We start from the raw sequence: 16,032 nt of genomic DNA, 5'->3' as shown, positions 1-16,032 counted from the left end.
CTCACGACCCCACCAGCACGCGCCGCTCGCTGCGCACCCGCGTGCCCACCCGCACCGCCACCACGGCCAGTCCCAGCCACACCACGACGGCCACGATCAGCCAGTTCCACCCGGCCCTCCCGTAGACGACGCTGCCGACCCCGCCGCCGACGCTGCTGCCCAGGTAGTACATGAGCATGTACAGGCCGCCGACCTGGCCGCGCGCGTTCTCCGGGGCGTCGGCCGCGGCCCAGCTGTTCGCGATCGAGTGCGCGGCGAAGAACGCCGTCGTCAGCACGAGGAAGCCGAGGACGATCAGCGGCAGCGAGTCCGGAATCGTCAGCAGAGCGCCGACCGCGGTCAGCACCAGCACGCCGACCAGCGCCTGCCGACGGCCGATTCGCGCGGACAGCCGGTTGGCCGTTGCCGACGAAACCGAGCCCAGCGCGTACGACACGAACACCAGCGACGCGATCGCCGGCGACAGGTTCAGCGGCTCGCCGGTCAACCGGAACCCCGCCGCGTTGTACAGCGCGACGAACGCGCCCATGGCCAGCAGCGCGACGGCGTACTGCGCTAGCAAAACCGGCCGCCGCACCGCGGAAAGCAGGCCGACGCCGATGTCGCGCAGGCCTTGCCGCTCCCCTGTCTTGACCGGCGAAGGCGGCAGCATCACCACCGTCACGACCGCGCAGACCAGGGAAAGCCCCGCCACCACATACAACGCGCCGCGCCAGCCGAACGGACCGGCGGTGAACCCGGTGGCCAGCCGCCCGGTCATGCCGCCGACAGTGTTGCCCGCGATCATCGCCCCGACCGCGGCCGCGACGCCGGTCTTGCCGAGCCGTTCCACGAGATAAGCCGTGGCCACGCCCGGGAACCCGGCGATCGCGACGCCCTGGACCGCGCGCAACACCAGCAGCAGCGGGTAATTCGGCATGAGCGGCAGCAGAAGCCCGAGCACCGAGGAAAGCACGACGGACGCGATGATCACCGGCCGCCGCCCGATCGCCTCGGACAGCGCGGCGATCGGCAGCACCGAAATCGCCAGCGCGCCGGTCGCCACGCTCACCGCGAGCGCCGCGCCGCCCGGATCGAGGTGGTACTGCCCGGCGAGCTGCGGCAGAACCGCTTGCGGGGCGTAGAGCAGGGCGAACGACGTGAAACCCGCGGCGGCGACCGCGACCTTCACCCGGCGGGCGGCGGTAAGCATGCCCCTGAAAGTAAGCTTCGCTAATCAATACGTCTAATACGTAGATCTGCCATCATTCATACCGTGCCGAATGAGAGCCTGACCGCGCAGCTCGTCCCGCACCTATGTCTGCTGGCCACGCTGCGAAGCACCGGAAACGTCACTCGCACGGCCGAGCTCCTCGGAGTGCCGCAACCCACAGTCAGCAGGCGGCTGGCGGCGCTTGGACAGGCCCTCGGCGCGCCGCTGACCGTGCCCGACGGCCGAGGCGTCCGGCTCACCCGCGCTGCCGAGTTGCTGGCCGACGCGGCGGAACGCGCGCTGCCCGTGGTCGACGCCGGGGTCCGTCTCGCCCGCGAGGAGATCGAACCGGCGAGCGGCCGCGTCGTGCTGGGATTTCTGCACCTGCTCGGCCGGTCGCTGGTGCCGGAGTTGCTGCGTACGTACCGGAATCAGGCCCGGTTCTCCCTCGTGCAGGGTTCGCTGCAGGACATGGTCAACCGGCTCGTGTCCGGGGAACTCGATCTCGCCCTGCTCGCCCCGGTCGTCGAGGACGAACGACTGGAGACCGTCGTGCTCGACCGGCAGCCGATCCACCTGTCGGTCCCGGCCGGGCATCGGCTGGCCGGCCGGCGCGGCGTGCGCGTGGCCGAGCTGGCCGACGAGCCGTTCGTGCTCCTGGAACCCGGCTACGGCCTGCGCCGGATCACCGACGACCTCTGCGCCGCCGCCGGTTTCACGCCGAAGGTCGCCTTCGAAGGCCAGGAATCCGACACCGTCCGCGGACTCGTCGGCGCCGGGTTGGGGGTCGCGCTCCTGCCGCGCTTCGAACCCGGCTCCCCGGCCGGGGTCGCGGAGGTGCCGCTGCACCCGCCGGTCCACCGGACGATCGGGCTCGCCTGGCGCGCCGGCGAACCGCTTTCGCCCGCCGTGCAAGCGTTCCGGGACCACGTCCTCGGCAGGGCGGGCTAGCCGCCAGGGTGGTATTTGTATCCCGGTGCCGTGCTACCGTTTCCGGTATAGAAATACCGGAACCTGAAGACGCGAGGTAGTCGTGATCGAGCTGAAGACGCCTGCGGAGATCGACCGCATGCACGTGACCGGGCGGTTCGTCGCCGAGGTGCTGACCGAGGTCGGCAAGCTCGCCGACGTCGGCGTCAACCTGATGGACCTCGAACACCACGTGCGCGGCATGATCAAGCGGCGCGGGGCCGTCTCGTGCTACTGGGACTACGCGCCGTCGTTCGGCGAGGGCCCGTTCCGCAACGTCATCTGCCTGTCGGTCAACGACGCCGTCCTGCACGGCCTGCCGCACGACTACACCCTGCGCGACGGCGACGTCCTCACCGCGGACATCGCGGTGACCATCGACGGCTGGGCGGCCGACTCGGCGCGCACGGTCATCGTCGGCACGCCCGCCGAGGAGGACCAGCGGATCATCCGGGCCACCGAGGAAGCGCTGGAAGCCGCCATCGAGGCGTCCCGCGCGGGCAACCGGCTCGGCGACATCTCGGCCGCGATCGAAGCGGTCGCGACCGGCTACGGCTACCCGGTCAACACCGAGTTCGGCGGCCACGGCATCGGCCGCACCATGCACGGCGAACCGCACGTGTCGAACCGCGGCAAGGCAGGCCGAGGCATGAAACTCCGGCCCGGCCTGACGCTCGCGCTCGAACCCTGGCTGGCCCGCACGACGGACAAGATCGTCTACGACCCGGACGGCTGGACCATCCGCTCCGCGGACGGCTCGCGCACCGCGCATTCGGAGCACACGGTGGCGATCACCGAGGGGGAGCCGATCGTGCTGACTCGTCGAGAGGACGAGGCGGCGGGGAAGAACTAGCGTCCGCGCCGCGACGCTCCCCCGCGCGGGCGCCCTCCTCAACCACCCGGGCGGCGAGGTCGTCATCGGTCGCTGGCAGGCAAGAACGAGCCCGCGCCGGTCTGCCGCGGCGGCACCACCCGCTGCGGCAGGGCCGTCAGCTCTCGTAGGAAGCGACGAACTCCACCAACGTCCGCGCCGCGAACCCGGACGCGCCCGGCACCACGTCGTCGTACGTTTTGTCCGCGCGGGCCGGACCCGCGATGTCCAGGTGCGCCCACGGCAGCCCCGCCGTGAACTCGCGCAGGAACAGCGCCGCCATGATCCCGCCCGGACCGCCGGGGGCCTGCCGGACGTCGCCGAGTTCGCCCTCGACACCCGTCGCGTAGTCCTCGACCAGCGGCATCCGCCACCACGCCTCCCCCGCGCGGGCCCCGGCCTCCAGCACCCGGGCAGCGAGGTCGTCGTCGGTCGCGAAGAAGCCGCCGGTGCGCAGCCCGAGCGACACCTTCATCGCGCCGGTCAGCGTGGCTGCGTCGACGATCAGGTCCGGCTTGAACTGGGCGATTCCGTAGGCGAGCGCGTCGGCCATCACCATCCGGCCCTCGGCGTCGGTGTTGCCGACCTCGGTGGTCTGGCCGCCGTAGTGCCGCACTATGTCGCCCGGCCGGTACGAGCCGCCGGAGACGTGGTTTTCCGCCGCGGGCACGAGCGCGGTGACGCGCACCGGCAGGTTCAGCTCCCCGATCGCGCGCATCGCGGCGATCACGGCCGCGCCGCCCGCCATGTCGGTGCGCATCAGGTGCATGCCGTCGGCCGGTTTCAGCGAAAGGCCGCCGGTGTCGAAGGTGATCCCCTTGCCCACGAACAGCAGGTGCTTCTTCGCGCCGCGCGGAGTGTGCGTCATTTCGATCAGGCGCGGCGGCGAAACCGAACCGCCGCCGACCGCCAGAACTCCGCCGAACCCCTTGTCAGCGAGCCATTTCTCGTCTCGCACGGTCACCTCGACCGTGCCGCCCAGCACCTTCGCCGCGGTGTTCGCCAGCCACGCCGGGTTCTTGATGTTCGACGGCGTGTTCGCGAGGTCGCGCGTAAAGGCAGCAGCCGCCGCGAGAACGCGTACGCGAGCGACAGCCTCCGCGTACGCGGGCACAGCGCGCTCGTGCGCGACAACGAGACGTACGGCGGGTACAGGCGGCTTCGGCTCTGTCGTGGTGACCACGAATCGGTAGCCGCCCAGCGACAGTCCAACCGCTAGCTCGGCCGCGTGCTCCGCTGTCGCGTCCTCGGGCAGTACGACCTGGACTGTCCGGATCGGACGGTTCTCCGCCGCTTCGCGAAACGCGCGCGCCAACGCGGCGCCAGTCCGTCGAAAGTCCTTCGGCGCGCCTTCGCCGATACCGGCGAGCCAGCGTGGACCATCGCCGTCTTCGGGCACTTCGCGTACTTCGGCAGTGCGGCCGCTCGCCCCGCTGTCCTCCGCCTCGGCCGGCGCGACCAGCACTGCTCGCGGGACTCCGCGGCGCGTCGCGGCGACGACCTCGATTTCGGGCAGCTTCGTGGGAACGGGTGGTAGCGAGTTACGCACAGCGAGCAACCTTAGGGCGCAGACGAACCGACCCCGGCCTCCAAAAGGAGACCGGGGTGCACAGTGGACAGAGCGGGGAGAGCGCAGGTCAGCCAGTGACCTCCTGCAATGCGGCGCCGAGGTCCTTCGCTTCCTCCGCGGAGAGCTCGACGACCAGCCGGCCGCCACCCTCCAGTGGCACCCGCATGACGAGGCCCCGCCCCTCCTTGGTCACTTCGAGGGGACCATCTCCGGTCCGGGGCTTCATGGCCGCCATAGCGTGCTCCCTCCGTCTCAACCGGCGCGCCCGGGTCGCGCACTCCCATGCCAGCCGGGTCTCGTCCCCCATTGTCCCTCATCAGCGCCCGGGCGCGAACGCGGACCGATCATTTGCCGCCGCATCGGTGCTGGTATGCCGCCCGCCGAGGGTGCGAGACTCAGTACCGAGAACCCGAGCCGCAGCTTCAGAGGAGCATTTCGTGACCACATCCGACGTCCTGTTGACCGCCGACGCCGACGGCGTGCGCACCCTGACCCTGAACCGGCCGGAGGCGTACAACTCGCTGACCGTCGAGCTCAAGGAGCGCCTGATCGCCGAGCTGCGCGCGGCCGCCGAGGACCCGGACGTCCGCGCGGTGGTGCTCACCGGCACCGGCAAGGCGTTCTGCGCCGGACAGGACCTCAAGGAGCACGTCGGCCTGCTGCAGGCGAACGACCCGGCCCCGCTGCACACGGTGAGCGACCACTACAACCCGATCGTCAAGGCGATCACCGGGATGCCCAAGCCGGTCATCGCTGCGGTCAACGGGACCGCGGCGGGGGCGGGGGCGGCCTTCGCGTATGCGAGTGACCTGCGGATCGCGGCTGAGTCGTCGTCGTTTCTGATGGCGTTCGCGAATGTCGGGCTGGGGCCGGATTCGGGGGCGTCCTGGACCTTGCAGCGGCTGATCGGGTACGGGCGGGCCGCGGAGCTGATGTTGATGGCTCGGACGGTGGACTCCGCGGAGGCGTTGCGGATCGGGCTGGTCGGGGAGGTCGTGCCGGACGAGGAGCTGGCGGCTCGGGCGCAGAAGGTGGCCGCCAAGCTCGCGGCTGGGCCGACGGTGGCTTACGCGAAGATCAAGGAGGTGCTGGCGGTGGCTGCGGAGTCTTCGCTGGAGGAGGCGCTGGCTGCGGAGGATGCGGCGCAGACTGCTCTTGGGGCTACTGCTGATCATTCGGAGGCGGTGGAGGCGTTTGTGGGGAAGCGTCGGCCTCATTTTCAGGGGAAGTGAAGGGTTTAAAGAGGAGCGGCTTCGCCGCTGAAAAGAGGGGTTGCGTGGGGCACCCCGAAGTTTGATTGTGCTGACGGTTCGGGGGTGCTTGTCAAGGCGGGAAAGATGCCTTGACAAGCACCCCCGAACCGCAGGGCGGCTTCGTATCGGGGTTGGGGGGAGGGAGTGGGTGCCTCGATTGTTGGGTGCATCTGCTGCGGGTTCGTAGAAAGCCGCGAGGACTTCACGCTGCGCGGAAGCAACCTTTTACGTGGTCGTCTACCATGCCGGTCGCTTGCATCAGGGCGTAGCAGGTGGTGGGGCCCAGGAAGGCGAAGCCGCGCTTCTTCAGGTCTTTCGCCATTGCTTTTGACTCGTCGGTGATCGCTGGGACGTCTGCCATGGTGCGGGGGCGGCGGTGCTTTGCCGGGGCGAAGGACCACAGCAGCTTGTCCAGCGGGATGTCCAGGTTCGCTACTGCGCGCGCGTTTTTCACCGCTGCCTCGATTTTCGCGCGGTTGCGGACGATTCCGGCGTCTTGCATCAAGCGCTCGACGTCCTTCTCGCCGAAGCGGGCGACCTTCTCCGGGACGAAGCCCCGGAAGGCTTTTCGGAAGTTCTCGCGTTTGCGCAGGATCGTGATCCAGGACAGGCCGGACTGGAAGGACTCTAAGCAGAGGCGTTCGTACAACTCGGCCTCGCCGTGGAGCGGGACGCCCCACTCCTCGTCGTGGTACGCCGCGTAATCGGGGGCCGAGTTGCCCCAGCTGCAGCGGGCGATGCCGTCCTCGCCCAGTAGTTCCGTCATTGTTCCCCCATGGAATAGTTTTCCGCGAACCTCGCGAACTGCCGCAGCGAATGGCGGACTCCCAGTGCGAACGCGGGGCGCGCCAGGGGCCAGCCTGCGCGGCCCAGCAGGCCGAAGGGCAGTTTGAGGTGTTCGGCCCAGACGAAGGTGCACTGGCCGGCTCCCTTGGCCAGTACCTGGAACACCCCGGTTCCCTGCACCAGGCTGCCCAGGTGGCGGACCGTGCAGCGCAGGGGCGGTTCCCAGGTCGTGATCTCCATCGTGTCGGTGAAGCCGATGCCGCCGAAGCCGGTGAAGGCCGACAGCTTCGAGCCGACGCTGCGGCCGTTGCCTTCGATGACCCGCACTGACGTGCCGAGCATCCACTCGCCTTGGCGGGCCCAGTCGGTGAGCGCGAGCCAGGTCGTGCCAGCCGGTGCCGCGACGTCGACCGACAGCACCAGGTCACTCACCTGTCGGCCTCCGGTGCGCCGCGTCGCGCGGCTGCTGCGCGGCCTCCAGCCGGGCGACCCGTTCGCGCAGTTCGTCCAGTTCCACGCCGGTCCTGCGCAGCACCCAGTCCACTTCGGACATCTTGTAGCCGCGGAACACGAGCTGGAAGCGCACCTGCCGGACGTCCTCGCCGGTGATGTCCTCGGCGGGCAGACGAGTGGGCGAGCTGCCCGGCGGCAGCGGCGCCAGTTCCTCGCCCCGGCCGAACACCACAGCGGCCAGGAGGAACACCACGGCGGCCACCAGCAGCATGACTACGAGGTAGATCAGCGCGGTCGTCACGCGACGATCGTGGCACACCGCCGCCAGGAACGTCGCGCTAGCACGACAAGTCGGAACGACAGGACCACCCACGCGACCATCAGCAGGCCGCACGGACCGCTGAGGAACAGCCTCGCCGCGTCGACCACCCCGGTCGCTCCGACCAGCAGCAGCACGGAGAACAGGTTGAGGCCCACCGCGATCGCGCCCAGCGTCCGGCAGACCCGGGCCGTGCGCACGCCGTCGAACCGGCGGCTGAGCAACCGCGTGGCCAGCAGCGCGAGGAGGCCGAGCACCGGCACGGCGTAGATCGCGGCGTGGGTGAACTGCGTGACGTACGGGTACCAGCCGGGGTTCGGCGTGGTCAGCCGCGACCAGGGGCCGTAGGTGAAGATGCGCGCCAGTTCCCACGACGTCTGCATCGCGGGCACGCCGAGCACGAGCAGCCACAGCGTACGTACGCCGTTGTGCATGCTCAGTTCCGCTTGGTAGTCACCGACGATCTCGCGGACCTGACCGAAATCCGCTACCGCGCGGCGTTGTGCTTCGGTCTCGCTCCAGCCGCCTTCGCGGTACGCCTCGGCCGCGTCGTGCAGACCGTCGCGTGCTTCGGCGAGCAGATCCGCCTTCGTGCCGCGGCGGCCGATCAGCGTGCGGTCCAGTTCGGCCAGGTAGGCCTCGATGGGGCTGAGCACGGTCGGGCTTGTCGTCGTCATGGTTCCAGTACTCCGCCGATCACCGTGGTGAACTCCCGCCACTGCGTCCGCTCCGCCGCCAGCGCCTGCTGCCCGGCGCGGGTGAGCCGGTAGGTGCGCCGTTTGCGGCCGGACACCACGTCCCACTCGCTGGCCAGCCAGCCGGCGCGCTCGAGCCGCCGCAACGCCGGGTACACCGTGCCGGTGGGCAGGTCGAGCGCTCCGTCGCTGCGCAGCGCCAAAGCCTCGATGATCGCGTAGCCGTGCAGCTTGCGGCCGTCGAGGACGGCGAGCAGCAACGCGTCGAGGTGTCCGCGCAACGTGTCCGCTTTCATAGGTCGCCAGTCTACTCATCTTGTCCTGAGCAGGCTAATCTCCGCCGCCCGCATGGCCGTCCGGGAAAAACCCGGAGATCACCCCGATCTCATAGATTTGCCCGCTACATGTAGCCGCGCTACGTATAGGCTGCCTCGCCATGGACCCACTGCCGATAGCGCGACTCCAGTTCGCGACCACTACCTCGTTCCACTTCCTGTTCGTGCTGCTCACCCTGGGTTTGGTGACCATGGTGGCGATCCTGCAGACCCGGGCGACGCTCCGCGGCGGCGAGCAGCTGCACCGGATGACTGAGTTCTGGGGACGCCTGTACGTGGTCAACTACGCACTCGGAATCGTCACCGGAATCGTCATGGAATTCCAGTTCGGGATGACCTGGACCGGACTGTCCGCGTTCGCCGGGGACGTTTTCGGCGCGCCGCTCGCGATCGAGACGCTGGTGGCGTTCTTCCTGGAATCGACGTTCCTCGGAGTGTGGATCTTCGGCCGCGGCCGGATGAACAAGTGGCTGCACCTGGCGGTGCTGTGGCTGGTCACGCTGACCGCGTACGCCTCCGCGCTGTTCATCATGGTCGCCAACTCGTTCCTGCAGAACCCGGTGGGCTCGCGGATGGAGAACGGCGTGCTGCGCCTGGAAGACTTCGGCGCGCTGTTCGCCAATCCGGCGCTGGTCGCGTCCCTGCCGCACGTCCTCGGAGCCGCGCTGCTGACCGGCGGGTTCTTCGTGACCGGCGTCAGCGCGTACCACTTTCTCAAGCGCACCGGCGAGATCGACTTCTTCCGCCGGTCGCTGCGCATCGGGGTCGTGACTTCGCTGCTCGGCAGCGTGCTCGTGGTCCAGGCCGGGTTCGCGCAGTTCGCCGAGGTCGCCGGATACCAGCCGGACAAGTTCAAGGGTTCGGCCGGCGTCGGGCTGCCGCTCGGAATGATGATCATGGTCGGCTTTTTCGCCTTCTTCGCCTCGCTGATCGGCACGCTCCTGCTGTTCCGCGACTTGCTGCTGCGGGCGCGGCCGGTGCTCTTCCTGATGGTGCCGGGGATCGCCGTTCCGTTCGTCGCCGCGATCCTGGGCTGGCTGGTCCGCGAGATCGGCCGCCAGCCTTGGCTGGTGTGGGGCAAGTTGCGCACCGCGGACGCCGTCGCCGACGTCAGCGGCGGGCAGCTCCTGTTCTCCTTCATCGCTTTCACGCTGCTGTTCGTCGTGCTGGCCATCGCCGACTGGGTGCTGCTCGCCCGGATCGCCAAACGCGGTCCGGCCGTCGCGTCGGCGGAAACCGAACTTCCTGTCCTGAGTGGAGTGTGAACCGTGGTGACGATCTGGTGGGGTGTGCTCGGCTTGCTGCTGGGCGGCTACTTCGCGCTGGCCGGCTACGACTACGGCGTCGGGATGCTGCTGCCCGCGCTCGCCCGCTCCCGCGACGAGGCCGGGCAACGGCGGGTGCTCGGCGCGGTCGGCCCGTTCTTCCTGGCCAACGAGGTGTGGCTGGTCGCGGCGGTCGGGGTGCTGTTCGGCGCGTTCCCGCATCTGGAAGGGCGGGTGTTCGCCGGGGCTTACGTGCTGGTCGTGCTGTTGCTGCTGGGCTTGGTCACGTTCACCGCGGCGGTGCAGTTGCGGAGCCGCCATCCGGAGGGCAGCCGGCGCGGGTGGACGTTCGCCATTACCGCGGGCGCGCTGGTCACGGCGGTCTCGTGGGGATTGTTCCTCGGCAACCTCGTGCGGGGGCTTCCGCTCGACGCGCACGGACGTCCGATCGACGACGTGCTGGCATTGTTCAACCCGTACGCGGTGTTGTGGGGACTCGGCTTTGTCGCGTTGTTCTGCCTGCAGGGCCTGGTTTTCCTCGCGGTGCGCGGTCCGGCGGAGCTGACCGGACGGGTGCGGCGGCTGACCCGGTCGCTCCTGCCTCCCGTCGGGGTTTTCCTGGCGATAGCGACGGTTTGGGGCGCTTTCTCGGTTACCGACGGTTCCTGGGCTGCCTTAGCGGTGGTCGCTGTCGCCTTCGCGGCTTACCTCCTGGTCCTTTTTGGACTCCGCAAGCCGCGGTTGGCTCTGCCCGCCGTCATGCTCCTGAGCGCCTGCCCGGCGTTGCTGGTCGGCGTGCTGCGGTTCCCGGTCGTCTTGTCGTCCAGCGCGGGCTACCAGCTGACCGTCGAGCAGGCGGCCACCACGCCGGACATGACGGCAGTGCTCGGCTGGTTCGCCGCGCCCGCACTTCTCGTGCTGCTTGCCGCGCAGTGGCTGACCTGGCGCGCACACCGCCGTCCAGTCGACGAGAACTCGTTGCTGCACTTCTGAAGGAGTCTCGCCATGCCTGTTCTCCCTGGTCTCCGCGGCTATCTCGTGGCGCTCGCCGTGCTGGGCGCCGGCACCGCCGGCACCGTGCTCGTCCAGGCGGACGGGCTGTCGACGCTGCTCACCGGCGGCGGCGTGTCGGCCGCATTGTTCGTCGCCGTCGGGGCGCGGCTTCTGCTCGTCGTCGCGCAGGGCCTGCTCACCAGTCGCTTCGCCGCATCGGCACAAGCGGGTTTGCGTCGCCGCTTGCTCGACTCGACCGGCGACCCCGGCGTGACCGCCACCCAGATCACCAAAGGCGTCGATGCCACCGCCACCTACCTCACCGGTTATCTACCCGCGATGGTGCTTTCGGTGCTGGTGCCGATCGCCGTGCTGGCAAGGCTTTTCACCGCCGACCTGACCTCCGCCTTGATCGTCACCGCGACCGTTCCGTTGATCCCGCTCTTTGGTGCGTTGATCGGCGCCCACACGAAAGCGCGTACACAGTGGACACTCCTAACGCGACTCGGCGGACACTTCCTCGACGTTGTCCGCGGTTTGCCGACGCTCAAGCTGTTCGGCCGCGCGCAAGCCCAGACCCGCATCGTGCGCGAAATGGCGGATGCGCACGCCGACGCGACCATCCGGACGTTGAAGGTCGCCTTCCTGTCCGCGCTCGTACTGGAACTCGTTGCCACCCTGTCGATCGCGCTCGTCGCGGTGCCGATCGGGTTCCGGCTGCTGTCCGGTTCGATGACCGCGCACACCGCGATGCTGGTCCTGGTGCTCGCCCCCGAGGCTTACCTGCCGTTGCGCGCCGCCGGAGCGAAGTTCCACGCCGCCACCGAAGGACTCACCGCGTTGAAAGAGATCCTCAGCGTGCCCACCGCAGTCCGCCGATCCGGCACCCAAACCCGTCGTCTCGGTCCGCCGGAAGTGGTTTTCGATCGCGTCTCCGTCCACTATGGCGACACCTGCGCACTGTCCGAAGTAGACTTGACGATCCGCCCCGGCGAACACCTGGCCTTGGCCGGGCCGAGCGGTTCCGGCAAATCCACCCTGCTCGCCGTGCTGCTGGGATTCGTCGAGCCGACGTCCGGACGGGTGCTGATCGACGGCACCGACCTGCGCGCCCTCGACCACTCGTTCTGGTTGCGCGACACCGCGTGGCTGCCCCAGCGTCCGACCCTTTTTCGCGGCTCTCTCCAGGAGAACACCGGCGGACGCCGCGTCGATGACATCGTCACCGACCTCCCCGACGGCTACGCCACCCAGCTCGGCGAACTAGGCACCGGGTTGTCCGCCGGGCAACGGCAACGCGTCGGCCTGGCCCGAGCCCTGTCCCGCACGGAAGCCGGACTCGTCCTGCTGGACGAACCCACCGCCCGGCTCGACGCCCGCACGGAAGCGACCGTGCTGGCCGGAGCCAAGGAACTGCTGCCCGGCCGCACCGCCGTCCTCGTCGCGCACCGACCGGCGCTGGCCGCGCTCGCGTCGCGGACCGTCGAACTCCACCACGGGGTGACCGCATGAAACTCCTCCGCGCGACCCTGCTCGCCGTCGGCGCCGAGCTCGCCGGGCTCGGCCTGACCGGCACCGCGGCGTGGCTGCTCCTGCGCGCCGCCGAACAACCTCCGCTCGCCGCGCTCACCCTCGCGATCGTCGCCGTGCGCGTTTTCGCGCTGGCCCGAGGCGGACTCCGGTACGCCGAACGCCTTGCCGGACACGACGTGGTCCTGCGCTACCTCGGTTCCCTCCGGACCCGGGTGTACCAAGCGCTTCTCCCCCGCCGCGTCGCCGAACATTCCGGCGCGGACCTGGTCACCCGCCTGGTGTCCGATGTGGACGCCGTACAGGACGCCATTCTCCGGCTCGCGCTGCCGGCCGCCGTGGCGGGAACCGTCGGTCTCGCGGTGGTGATTTTCGCTGGCCTGGTCAGCCTTCCGCTCGCCGGTATCGTCCTCATTGGACTAGTCGCAACGGCATTTCTGTTCCTCCCGAGAGGCGACGCACCCGGCAGGCAGCAGGAACTCGCCGAACGCACCGTAGAACTCGTCCTCGGCCACGACGAACTCATCGCCTACGGCTGGGAGGAACGAGAAAAAGCCCGCGCCGCCGCGATCATCCACCACCTGGCCGCGGGCACCCGCCGCACCGGCCGACGGCTTGCCCTCGCCGCCGCGGCCGGAGTGGCCGTCCAATTCACGACCACCGCCGCGGTCGCGCTGTTCAGCCCAGCGAGCATCCCGGTCACCGCCGCCCTGACCCTGACCACGATGGCGCTGTTCGAACTGGTCCTGCCGCTGCTGCCGGCCGCCGAGCGAATCCCCGAAATCCGGGCGTCGCTGAGGCGGGTGCGCGCGGTCCTGTCCGCACCGGAGCCCGCCCCGGAACCGATCCCCGGCCCGGGACATTTCCGGCTGACGAACGTCGGCGTCCAGCATCCCGGCCGACGAGCCGCGCTCGAGGGCATCGATCTCGATCTGCCGCCCGGCACCCGGCTAGGCATCCTCGGTCCGTCCGGCGCCGGCAAGACGACCCTGCTGCACGTCCTGCTCGGCTTCGTCTCCCCTACGTCCGGCTCGGTCACCGCCGACGGCCGTCCGGTGGCCGGACCGCACCCCGCCGTGATCTCCGGAGCCCTCGCCGACGCGCACGTCTTCGCCACGACCGTCCGCGAAAACCTGCTGCTCGCGCGGCCGGAAGCCACGGACGACGACCTGCGCGCCGCCTGCGCAACGGCAGGCTTCGACCTCCCGCTCGACCGAGACACCGGCCAAGACGGCGACGCCCTCTCCGGCGGGCAACGGCAGCGGCTGATCCTCGCCCGCGCGGTACTCGCCGCACCGCCGGTCCTCGTCCTCGACGAACCGGTGGAGGGCCTCGACCCGGCACACGGCGACGAGATCCTGGCGCGGGTTCTCGCCCAGGCGAAGGGAACCGTCGTGCTGGTGACGCATCGGCCGGAGCAGGTCATGGGGTTCGACCAGGTGCTCACCCTGGAAGACGGACGAGTGGCGGTTCAGCCCGCCGCGCTCACCGCTCGCGGATGAGCTGGATCGGCGCGTCGAGCGGATCGAGGTGGAACAGGTCGTTCGCGTCGACGTGCGGATGCGGGTCCGGCGAACCGCGGAACAGCGCGACGACGACGTTGGTGAGCCGGACCCGTCCGCCGCCGAGATGCGTGATCCCCTTCGGCTCGTCGAGACCGGCCAGCCATTCGGCCTGCGCCGGGTCCATCACGGCGGTGTAGGTCCCGGTCCGGCCGGAGCGGATCTCGCGGTCCGCCAGTACATCGCCCCAGCGGGCGAGCGTGAGGATCTCGTCGATCGCCAACCGGATCTCGTCGCTTCCCCCGTACTCCATCGGCTGGTACCCGGCCCGGCGGGCGATTCCGCCCCGCCAGTAGCTGGAGTCGTCGCCGGGAACGCTGCGGTACACCGTGTGCCACGCTGGCCGCCCGTGCGAAGGAGCCAGCTCGGCCCAGCCGATCGGGAACCCCTCCCGGCTGCCGTCGTCGGCGCAGACCCGCACGGTCTTCCGGTCCGGCTGCCGAACGAGCAGATTGCGCATCTGAAGCCGGTGCGCACTGCTCGGATCCAGCTGGTTCTTGGCCACGTCCATCGCCCCCGCACGTCGAATCGGATCGGGTTCCGGAACGTAGCGGGCGCCGATGACATCTCGATGAAACTCCGCTGATGTCCTATGTGGACACTACGGCTGCCGCGCGGCCAGCACCTCGCGCATCGGGGGCCGGTCGACCACCGGCACCTCCGTCACGTCCGGCACCCACTCCCCGGACACCTGGACGAACTGGGTGAACCGCGCCGCCTCCGCGCTCGGCGTCCCGCAGCGGGCCAGCGCGGTGCCGAGGATCTGCCGGGCCATCACGCCGAGCTGCAGCAGCGACCGGTTGCGGTGTTTGCGCACGCCGAGGTTGACCTGCGCCAATCCGTCCAGCCCGTAGCGTTCCTCGGCGTCGAGCAGCAGTCCGATCTCCACGCCGTACCCGCCGGCGAACGGCACCGACTCCAGGAACTCGCGCGTGCCCGCGTACTCGCCGCCCAGCGGCTGCACCAGCTCGCCGAGCGCCGGGCGCAGCGCGGACAGCACCGGGCGCGCCAGCAGCTCGGTCACCCGGCCGCCGCCGGTGCTCTCCAGCCGCAGCGGACGGCGGTAGAAGCCCTTGACCAGGTGCACCCCGTCCTCGGTGAGCAGCGGGCCGAGCAGCGACGGCACGAACGCCGGGTCCGGGTCGACCAGGTCGGAGTCGAGGAAGACCACCACGTCGCCGGTCGTCGCGGCGAGCGAACGCCACAGCACCTCGCCCTTGCCCGGACGCGGCGGCAGCTCCGGCAGGACGTCCTCGCGGCGCACCACGCGGGCCCCGGCCGCCGCGGCGACCTCGACCGTCGCGTCCGCGGAGCCGGAATCGACGACCACCAGCTCGTCGACCACCCCGCCGAGCAGCGGGCGCACCGACGCGACCACCGCGGCGACCGTTTCCTCCTCGTCCAGCGCCGGCAGCACGACGGACACGGTCCGGCCGCGTTTGGCGGCGAGGATGTCCGCGGCGCTCCACCCGGGCTCCTGCCAGGTGCGACGGTGAAACCAGCTCATGGAGGCGATCGTGCCATGCTAGGACCGGTGCCCGATCCTCCGGAGGGAGAACCCTTGCTGCCGCTGCTCGTCCGTTTCGTGCTCGGTCCGCTGGTCCGCGCGCTCTACCGGCCTCAGGTGGAGGGCGTGGAGAACATCCCAGAGGACGGTCCGGTGCTGCTCGCCGCCAACCACCGGGCGGCACTGGACACCGGTGTGATCACGTTCACCACGCCGCGGCAGGTCCGGTTCCTCGGCAAGGCCGAGTACTTCACCGGCAAGGGCCTCAAGGGCCGGTTCATCGCGAAATCGCTCGATGCGCTCGGCTACGTCCCGGTCGAACGCGGCAACGCACAGGCCGGGCTCGCCGCGCTCGAAGCGGGCCGCAAGGTGCTCACCGACGGCGGCGTGTTCGCGATCTACCCCGAGGGCACCCGCTCGCTCGACGGACGGCTGCACCGCGGGCACACCGGCGTCGCCGCGCTCGCGCTGTCCACCGGGGCCAAGGTCGTCCCGGTCGCGTTGTTCGGCACCGAGGGCATCCAGCCGAACGGCGCGAAGATCCCGCGGCTCGCCAAGATCAAGGTCCGGTTCGGCGAGCCGCTGGACTTCTCGCGGTACGAGGGACAGGACTCGTCCTCGGCGATCCGCCGGTCGGTGACCGACGAGATCATGTACGCGATCCTGGAGCTGTCCGGGCAGGAATACGTCGACACCTACCACAAGCGGCCGGACGAAAAAGCGTCGTAAGGC

The 16,032-nt window shown here is 69.9% G+C and carries 18 protein-coding genes; 8 read left to right on the top strand and 10 right to left on the bottom strand.

Annotated features, from left to right (window positions below):
* Window position 1 precedes the first annotated feature (1 nt).
* Window positions 2-1,192: an MFS transporter gene (locus CU254_RS03750; protein ID WP_009072904.1), complete on the bottom strand. Its 1,191-nt coding sequence runs from the start codon at window positions 1,190-1,192 to the stop codon at window positions 2-4.
* A gap of 63 nt (window positions 1,193-1,255) precedes the next feature.
* On the opposite strand from CU254_RS03750, the gene CU254_RS03745 reads away from it, so the two are divergent.
* Both CU254_RS03745 and map read left to right on the top strand, forming a co-directional pair.
* Window positions 1,256-2,143, top strand: coding sequence for a LysR family transcriptional regulator (locus tag CU254_RS03745; RefSeq protein ID WP_009072902.1), 888 nt, complete (start codon window positions 1,256-1,258; stop codon window positions 2,141-2,143).
* A gap of 82 nt (window positions 2,144-2,225) precedes the next feature.
* Window positions 2,226-3,014, top strand: coding sequence for a type I methionyl aminopeptidase (gene map / locus CU254_RS03740; RefSeq protein ID WP_009072900.1), 789 nt, complete (start codon window positions 2,226-2,228; stop codon window positions 3,012-3,014).
* Window positions 3,015-3,150: 136 nt separating this feature from the next.
* Here the strand turns inward: map and CU254_RS03735 are convergent, their stop codons facing one another.
* Complete coding sequence (locus CU254_RS03735; RefSeq protein ID WP_037712435.1) at window positions 3,151-4,581, bottom strand: M17 family metallopeptidase; 1,431 nt, start codon at window positions 4,579-4,581, stop codon at window positions 3,151-3,153.
* An 88-nt stretch (window positions 4,582-4,669) separates the two neighbouring features.
* Window positions 4,670-4,837, bottom strand: coding sequence for a DUF3117 domain-containing protein (locus tag CU254_RS03730; protein ID WP_005155393.1), 168 nt, complete (start codon window positions 4,835-4,837; stop codon window positions 4,670-4,672).
* A 202-nt stretch (window positions 4,838-5,039) separates the two neighbouring features.
* Here CU254_RS03730 and CU254_RS03725 point away from each other — a divergent pair, with 202 nt between their 5' ends.
* Window positions 5,040-5,834, top strand: a complete 795-nt coding sequence (locus CU254_RS03725; protein ID WP_009072891.1) for an enoyl-CoA hydratase-related protein — start codon at window positions 5,040-5,042, stop codon at window positions 5,832-5,834.
* A gap of 223 nt (window positions 5,835-6,057) precedes the next feature.
* Here the strand turns inward: CU254_RS03725 and CU254_RS03720 are convergent, their stop codons facing one another.
* From CU254_RS03720 to CU254_RS03700, 5 genes are read right to left on the bottom strand one after another with little or no spacing between them, the layout of a single operon-like run.
* The gene (locus CU254_RS03720; RefSeq protein ID WP_009072889.1) at window positions 6,058-6,621 is read right to left on the bottom strand and encodes a DNA-3-methyladenine glycosylase I; all 564 of its coding nucleotides are present in this window, start codon (window positions 6,619-6,621) and stop codon (window positions 6,058-6,060) included.
* Window positions 6,618-7,073, bottom strand: a complete 456-nt coding sequence (locus CU254_RS03715; protein ID WP_009072888.1) for an SRPBCC family protein — start codon at window positions 7,071-7,073, stop codon at window positions 6,618-6,620. The genes CU254_RS03720 and CU254_RS03715 overlap by 4 nt, the downstream gene beginning before the upstream one ends.
* Window positions 7,066-7,395 (bottom strand): DivIVA domain-containing protein, encoded by a 330-nt coding sequence (locus tag CU254_RS03710; protein ID WP_037712432.1) that lies wholly within the window; start codon window positions 7,393-7,395, stop codon window positions 7,066-7,068. The genes CU254_RS03715 and CU254_RS03710 overlap by 8 nt, the downstream gene beginning before the upstream one ends.
* Entirely contained in the window at window positions 7,392-8,090 is a 699-nt protein-coding gene (locus tag CU254_RS03705) for a permease prefix domain 1-containing protein (protein WP_009072884.1), read from the bottom strand. Before CU254_RS03705 ends, CU254_RS03710 begins: the two co-directional genes overlap by 4 nt.
* Entirely contained in the window at window positions 8,087-8,404 is a 318-nt protein-coding gene (locus CU254_RS03700; protein WP_009072882.1) for a helix-turn-helix transcriptional regulator, read from the bottom strand. The genes CU254_RS03705 and CU254_RS03700 overlap by 4 nt, the downstream gene beginning before the upstream one ends.
* A 140-nt stretch (window positions 8,405-8,544) precedes the next feature.
* Between CU254_RS03700 and CU254_RS03695 the strand changes: the two genes are divergently transcribed.
* Genes CU254_RS03695 through cydC form a run of 4 tightly spaced genes read left to right on the top strand, consistent with a single transcriptional unit; the run spans window position 8,545 to window position 13,733 of the window.
* A complete protein-coding gene (locus tag CU254_RS03695; protein WP_009072880.1) occupies window positions 8,545-9,708 on the top strand; it encodes a cytochrome ubiquinol oxidase subunit I in 1,164 nt (387 codons plus the stop codon).
* A gap of 3 nt (window positions 9,709-9,711) precedes the next feature.
* Complete coding sequence (locus CU254_RS03690) at window positions 9,712-10,701, top strand: cytochrome d ubiquinol oxidase subunit II (RefSeq protein ID WP_009072877.1); 990 nt, start codon at window positions 9,712-9,714, stop codon at window positions 10,699-10,701.
* A 12-nt stretch (window positions 10,702-10,713) separates the two neighbouring features.
* Window positions 10,714-12,213 (top strand): thiol reductant ABC exporter subunit CydD, encoded by a 1,500-nt coding sequence (gene cydD, locus CU254_RS03685; protein ID WP_009072876.1) that lies wholly within the window; start codon window positions 10,714-10,716, stop codon window positions 12,211-12,213.
* Entirely contained in the window at window positions 12,210-13,733 is a 1,524-nt protein-coding gene (cydC, locus tag CU254_RS03680; RefSeq protein ID WP_009072875.1) for a thiol reductant ABC exporter subunit CydC, read from the top strand. The genes cydD and cydC overlap by 4 nt, the downstream gene beginning before the upstream one ends.
* On the opposite strand, the gene CU254_RS03675 is transcribed toward cydC, so the two are convergent.
* Entirely contained in the window at window positions 13,717-14,304 is a 588-nt protein-coding gene (locus tag CU254_RS03675; protein ID WP_009072874.1) for a hypothetical protein, read from the bottom strand. The genes cydC and CU254_RS03675 overlap by 17 nt on opposite strands.
* A gap of 90 nt (window positions 14,305-14,394) precedes the next feature.
* Window positions 14,395-15,300 carry a glucosyl-3-phosphoglycerate synthase gene (locus tag CU254_RS03670; protein ID WP_009072872.1) on the bottom strand — a complete coding sequence of 302 codons (906 nt, stop codon included), beginning with the start codon at window positions 15,298-15,300 and terminating at the stop codon, window positions 14,395-14,397.
* 54 nt (window positions 15,301-15,354) lie between these two features.
* Here CU254_RS03670 and CU254_RS03665 point away from each other — a divergent pair, with 54 nt between their 5' ends.
* On the top strand, window positions 15,355-16,029 hold the full coding sequence (locus CU254_RS03665; RefSeq protein ID WP_037712430.1) for a 1-acyl-sn-glycerol-3-phosphate acyltransferase: 675 nt from the start codon (window positions 15,355-15,357) through the stop codon (window positions 16,027-16,029).
* The last annotated feature ends 3 nt before the right edge of the window (window positions 16,030-16,032 follow it).

Origin of the sequence: Amycolatopsis sp. AA4 (assembly GCF_002796545.1) — a bacterium.
Taxonomy (GTDB): domain Bacteria; phylum Actinomycetota; class Actinomycetes; order Mycobacteriales; family Pseudonocardiaceae; genus Amycolatopsis.
Note: the sequence above shows the minus strand (reverse complement) of the source record. Positions and strands in the feature narration are given on the sequence as shown.

Excerpts from the sequence above, each read along its gene's own strand:
- CU254_RS03695 (WP_009072880.1), top strand. The coding sequence starts at position 8,545 with ATGGACCCACTGCCGATAGCGCGACTCCAGTTCGCGACCACTACCTCG.
- CU254_RS03730 (WP_005155393.1), bottom strand. The coding sequence starts at position 4,837 with ATGGCGGCCATGAAGCCCCGGACCGGAGATGGTCCCCTCGAAGTGACC.
- cydD (WP_009072876.1), top strand. The coding sequence starts at position 10,714 with ATGCCTGTTCTCCCTGGTCTCCGCGGCTATCTCGTGGCGCTCGCCGTG.
- CU254_RS03675 (WP_009072874.1), bottom strand. The coding sequence starts at position 14,304 with ATGGACGTGGCCAAGAACCAGCTGGATCCGAGCAGTGCGCACCGGCTT.
- cydC (WP_009072875.1), top strand. The coding sequence starts at position 12,210 with ATGAAACTCCTCCGCGCGACCCTGCTCGCCGTCGGCGCCGAGCTCGCC.
- CU254_RS03705 (WP_009072884.1), bottom strand. The coding sequence starts at position 8,090 with ATGACGACGACAAGCCCGACCGTGCTCAGCCCCATCGAGGCCTACCTG.
- CU254_RS03670 (WP_009072872.1), bottom strand. The coding sequence starts at position 15,300 with ATGAGCTGGTTTCACCGTCGCACCTGGCAGGAGCCCGGGTGGAGCGCC.
- CU254_RS03700 (WP_009072882.1), bottom strand. The coding sequence starts at position 8,404 with ATGAAAGCGGACACGTTGCGCGGACACCTCGACGCGTTGCTGCTCGCC.
- CU254_RS03750 (WP_009072904.1), bottom strand. The coding sequence starts at position 1,192 with ATGCTTACCGCCGCCCGCCGGGTGAAGGTCGCGGTCGCCGCCGCGGGT.
- CU254_RS03720 (WP_009072889.1), bottom strand. The coding sequence starts at position 6,621 with ATGACGGAACTACTGGGCGAGGACGGCATCGCCCGCTGCAGCTGGGGC.